Here is a 4,734-nt window from a genome sequence, read left to right as displayed (position 1 = left end):
GTCCGACGCCGCAGGCGCGCCGGTCTCCGGCGCCAATGCAGCGGTTGCGGTTGGCCCGGTTTCCGGCTCCGGCGCGGCGGTTGCCGGTTCGGCCAGTTCGCGTATCGCCCCGGGCCGCGCGAAGTCCGGCAGCAGGCCGGAATAATAGACGCCGCCGACAATCAGCCCCAGCGCGGCCAGCGCCAGCGCCACAAGCCAGGTTCTGCTGACTGGTCCAGCATCATCCGCCATTCATGTACCCCCAGGTACGCGGCCCCCAAGCCGCAGAGTTGAGCAAGTCTAGCAACCACGCTATCAGGGGTCAAAACCCCCGTTCCCCCCTATGAAAGGCTGTCGAATGCCCCACAAATCCGTCTGTGTGTATTGCGGATCGCGACCCGGGGCAATGCCCGCCTATGCCGAACACGCCCGCAGCCTGGGCCAATTGCTTGCCGCCGAGGACTGGCAGCTTGTTTACGGAGCAGGCGATGTCGGGTTGATGGGCGAAGTGGCACGGGCCGCACAGGCGGCGGGCGGCGACACTTTCGGCGTGATTCCGGCCCACCTGATCGCGCTGGAAGTCGGCAAGGCCGACCTGACCCGCTATGTCGTCACCGAAACCATGCACGAGCGCAAGAAGGTGATGTTCATGAACGCCAATGCCGTGGTGGTGCTGCCCGGTGGCGCCGGGTCGCTGGACGAGCTGTTCGAGGTGATGACCTGGGCGCAACTGGGCCTGCATGCCAAGCCGATCCTGATTCTGAACACCGAAGGGTACTGGGACCCGCTGCTGCGCCTGATCGAACATGTCATCGACCAGGGCTTTGCGGACCGCTCGCTCGCCGGCCTGATCCAGGTCGCGGACACGCCGGAACACGCGATGGCGCAGCTGCGCGCGGCGCTGGCCTGACATCGGGCTGAACCGGAGGGATCAGACCGGGCCCGAAACGGAAAAGGCCGCCCCGATGGCGGCCTTTTTGCATCGTATCGCGTCACAACGCGGTCCCGGACCGGATCCGGGACCTCTCGCCGTGCCCCGGATCACATCCGCGAGGCGACGTTTTCCCAGTTCACCAGGTTGTCCAGGAAATTGGTCAGATAAGCCGGACGCTTGTTGCGGAAATCGATGTAATAGGAATGTTCCCACACGTCGCAGCCCAGCAGCGCGGTCTGGCCGAAGCACAGCGGGTTCACGCCGTTTTCGGTCTTGGTCACTTTCAGCGAGCCGTCCTTATCCTTGACCAGCCAGGCCCAGCCCGAGCCGAACTGGCCCGCACCGGCGGCGCTGAACTCTTCCTTGAACTTGTCGACCGAACCGAAGGACTCGGTGATCGCCTTTTCCAGCTCGCCGGGCATCTTGCTGTCGCCGGGGCCCATCATCTCCCAGAACTGGTTGTGGTTCCACAGCTGGCTGATGTTGTTGAAAATGCCGTTCTGGGCCACCGCGTCGGCCTGGTAGGTGCCGGTGATGATCTCTTCCAGACTCTTGTTTTCCCACTCGGTGCCGGCAATCAGCTTGTTACCATTGTCGACATAGGCCTTGTGGTGCAGGTCGTGGTGATATTCCAGTGTCTCCTTGGACATGCCGTCGGCTGCCAGAGCGTCGTGGGCGTAAGGAAGATCAGGTAGTTCAAAAGCCATTTTGGCCCCCCTTTTGCATTAGGTCATATGTCCTGTGACGTAACTGAGCGTGTTGGCACGCAGCGTCAAGCCTCAATTCCCAACGCTGGCGCCGTGCCGGGGGTTCCTGCCGGCGCACCGGGTCACCGATTGGCCCGGCCGGTTTGCCTGCGTCCCCCGCGCCGCTAAGTCAACGCAGGTACAGGAGACCGCGATGCTCACGCGTACCCGGAAGGCGCTTTACCGGCTGCGGGGCCATTGCCCCGCGGTGCTGGCCGGCGAACGGTTCCGCTGTGATCCCTATCACAGCCGGTTCTGGCGCCGCGCCAGCGCAGGGCTCTGGGAGCCCGAAACCTTTCGCATCCTGTCGGCACATCTGAAGACGGACACCGATTATCTGGATATCGGCGCCTGGATCGGGCCCACCGTGCTGTTCGCGGCGCGCCGGGCGCGCCATGTCTGGGCGTTCGAACCGGATCCGGCCGCCTTTCGCGCGCTCGGCTGGAATCTCGAGCTGAACGCGCTGGACAATGTCACCGCCCTGCCCGCGGCGATCTGGGACAAGATCGGGGTGGCGCGGATGGCCGGCTTTCGCGGCGAGGCGGGCGACAGCACCACCAGCCTGCTGAACCCCGGCGGTGCAGCCGGCGCCGAGGTGCTGACCATCGGGTTTGACGATTTCGCCGGGGCGGTGGACCTCTCGGGCGTTGTGCTGGTGAAGATCGATATCGAAGGCGCCGAGTTCGACGTGGTGCCGCGCCTGGTGCCCTGGCTCGAGAGGCAGCGCCCGGCGCTGCTGCTGTCGACGCATGCGCCCTATTTGCCCGGCCACCAGCGCCGCGCACGAATGGCGGCGCTGGGTGAGGCGCTGGCCTTCTACGGCAGCTGGCAGACCGCCCAGGGCCGGGCGATCACCCCCGGCGCCCTGACCGAGGCGTCGGCGCTTGATGGGTTTCACAGCTATCTGCTGACCGGCTGACCGGTCCTAGAAATACCCGACCGCCGCGTCCCGCGCCGCCGCCGTTTTCAGCAGGTCATAGGCGTATTGCGCCACCGAGCGGAAGCAGATGATGCGGAAACTGTCCTCGTCCTCCAGCCAGAACGCCGCCGGGATCTGTCCCATTCGGGTCCTGCGGAACATGCCCGGCCGGAACGCGTCGGGCGACAGGTCCACCGGGCACAGCTTGGCCATGGCCTCGCGGGCGCCGGGGCCGGACAGGCGGAACGAGGCGCGGGCATCGGACATGTCGACCGCCAGCGCATGGGTCTTGGCCAGCGCCGTGGTCAGCTTGGCCAGGCGCGCCTGCACCTCGTCATAGGGGCACAGCACCAGCAATTCGTCCGGCGACATCCAGCACAACCCGCCGGTATCGGACATCACCGCCTCCAGGCGGGCGGGCAGCGGCGCGCCGGCGGCGGCGGATGCGGCCTTTTTCACCGCCGCCAGCGCCAGGTCGCCGCGCAGGGTGATCATGCCCTGCAGCCCGATGTCCTCCACCGTCGCAAGGCCTTCGAAACGGGCGCCTTCAAGGGCGCTGACGGCGTCAGACATTCTGCTTCTCCCCGTCCTTGTCGTAAAAGACCGGGTCGACGATCTTCGCCTCGAAGGTCTTGCCGTCGAGCCCGGGGAATTTCAGCACCTCGCCCATGCGCTCGGGTCCGCGATGGACCAAGCCCATGGCAATGCCCCGGTCCAGGGTCGGCGAATGATAGGTCGAGGTCACCCGCCCCTGCACCTGCCGCTGGCCATTGGCATTGACGCCCTCGGCCTCGGCATAGGCACCGTCGGGCAGCACTGATCCGTCCAGTGTTTCCAGCCCCACCAGCTTCCAGCGGTCGGGATCGGTCATGCAGGCGCGCTCCTGCGCCCGCTTGCCCAGATAGTCGTGCTTTTTCTTCGAGATCGCCCAGTTCAACCCCAGGTCCTGCGGGATCACCGTGCCGTCGGTCTCGTCCCCGATCATGATGAAGCCTTTCTCGGCCCGCAGCACATGCAGCGCCTCGGTGCCATAGGGCATCAGCCCGAACTCGGACCCCGCCGCGACCAGCGCCTCCCAGAAGGCCAAGCCGTGCCCGGCCGGCACCGCGATTTCAAAGCTCAACTCGCCCGAGAACGAGATGCGGAAAACCCGCGCGTCAAAGCCGGCGATCTGGCCGTCCTTCCACTCCATGAAGCCCAGCGCCTGTTTCGACAGGTCCATGCCGCCCAGCTTGTCCAGCAGCAGCCGCGCCTTGGGGCCGACCACGGCGATCTGGGCATATTGCTCGGTCAGGTTGGCGGTATAGACCTGCCAGTCCCACCATTCGGTCTGCAGCCATTCCTCCATATGGGCATGAATGCTGTCGGCACCGCCGGTGGTGGTGTGGCACAGGAAGGTCTGATCATCGATCCGCGCCACCACGCCATCGTCGATCAGAAAGCCGTTTTCGTTGCACATCAGCCCATAGCGGCATTTGCCCGGCTTCAGCGTCGACATCATGTTGGTATACAGCATGTCGAGGAATTTCGCCGCATCCGGCCCCTTGACCAGGATCTTGCCCAGCGTCGAGGCATCCAGCAAACCAACGGCTTCGCGGGTGTTCCTGACCTCGCGCATCACCGCGTCATGGCGGCTTTCACCGCCGCGAACAAAAGTATAGGGCCGCCGCCAGTGGCCCACCGGCTCCCAATCCGCGCCGTGGCGTTCGTGCCAGTCGTGGATCGGTGTGCGCCTCAGCGGCTGGAACAGCGTGCCGCGCGCCTCGCCGGCAATCGCGCCCATCGAGATCGGGGTATAAGGCGGCCGGAAAGTGGTGGTGCCGACCTGCGGAATCTGCGCGTCCAGCGCATGAGACAACACCGCCAGTCCGTTGATATTGCTCAGCTTGCCCTGATCGGTCGCCATGCCCAGCGTGGTATAGCGCTTGGTGTGTTCGACGCTTTCATAGCCCTCCTGCGCCGCCAGTTGCACGTCGGTCACTTTCACGTCGTTCTGGAAATCCAGCCAGGATTTCGCCCGCAGCGACTCGCGCGCCCTGTCCGGCATCATCCAGACCGGCTGGATCGGCGTCTGGGGTGCCGGCGCGGCGCTCGGCGTCGCGGTCCGCTTCAGACGGAAGCCGGCCGCCTTGGCCGCCGCGCGCCCGGCCTCGACC

At 65.7% G+C, this 4,734-nt stretch carries 6 protein-coding genes; 2 read left to right on the top strand and 4 right to left on the bottom strand.

Annotation, left to right across the window (positions count from 1 at the left end; all coding sequences use genetic code 11):
• Positions 1-231, bottom strand: a 231-nt coding sequence (locus CVM52_RS23740) for a hypothetical protein (protein ID WP_205965014.1), incomplete at its 3' end; no start/stop codon positions are given.
• 106 nt (positions 232-337) lie between these two features.
• On the opposite strand from CVM52_RS23740, the gene CVM52_RS23735 reads away from it, so the two are divergent.
• Positions 338-889 (top strand): LOG family protein, encoded by a 552-nt coding sequence (locus CVM52_RS23735; RefSeq protein WP_100164802.1) that lies wholly within the window; start codon positions 338-340, stop codon positions 887-889.
• Positions 890-1,020: 131 nt separating this feature from the next.
• Here the strand turns inward: CVM52_RS23735 and CVM52_RS23730 are convergent, their stop codons facing one another.
• Positions 1,021-1,620 (bottom strand): superoxide dismutase, encoded by a 600-nt coding sequence (locus CVM52_RS23730; RefSeq protein WP_100164801.1) that lies wholly within the window; start codon positions 1,618-1,620, stop codon positions 1,021-1,023.
• Between the two features lie 193 nt (positions 1,621-1,813).
• Between CVM52_RS23730 and CVM52_RS23725 the strand changes: the two genes are divergently transcribed.
• Positions 1,814-2,578, top strand: a complete 765-nt coding sequence (locus CVM52_RS23725; protein ID WP_100164800.1) for an FkbM family methyltransferase — start codon at positions 1,814-1,816, stop codon at positions 2,576-2,578.
• A 6-nt stretch (positions 2,579-2,584) separates the two neighbouring features.
• Here the strand turns inward: CVM52_RS23725 and CVM52_RS23720 are convergent, their stop codons facing one another.
• Positions 2,585-3,151, bottom strand: a complete 567-nt coding sequence (locus tag CVM52_RS23720; RefSeq protein ID WP_100164799.1) for a sarcosine oxidase subunit gamma — start codon at positions 3,149-3,151, stop codon at positions 2,585-2,587.
• Positions 3,144-4,734 (bottom strand): glycine cleavage T C-terminal barrel domain-containing protein (locus tag CVM52_RS23715; RefSeq protein WP_276308662.1); only part of this gene is annotated, 1,591 nt, incomplete at its 5' end. The genes CVM52_RS23720 and CVM52_RS23715, both read right to left, overlap by 8 nt.

Source organism: Pseudooceanicola lipolyticus (assembly GCF_002786325.1).
Lineage (GTDB): Bacteria > Pseudomonadota > Alphaproteobacteria > Rhodobacterales > Rhodobacteraceae > Pseudooceanicola_C > Pseudooceanicola_C lipolyticus.
The sequence above is the reverse complement of the archived record's forward strand: the minus strand, read 5'-3'. Positions and strand labels throughout refer to the sequence as shown.

Coding starts and splice junctions, on each gene's coding strand:
- CVM52_RS23735 (WP_100164802.1), top strand. CDS start 338: ATGCCCCACAAATCCGTCTGTGTGTATTGCGGATCGCGACCCGGGGCA.
- CVM52_RS23730 (WP_100164801.1), bottom strand. CDS start 1,620: ATGGCTTTTGAACTACCTGATCTTCCTTACGCCCACGACGCTCTGGCA.
- CVM52_RS23725 (WP_100164800.1), top strand. CDS start 1,814: ATGCTCACGCGTACCCGGAAGGCGCTTTACCGGCTGCGGGGCCATTGC.
- CVM52_RS23720 (WP_100164799.1), bottom strand. CDS start 3,151: ATGTCTGACGCCGTCAGCGCCCTTGAAGGCGCCCGTTTCGAAGGCCTT.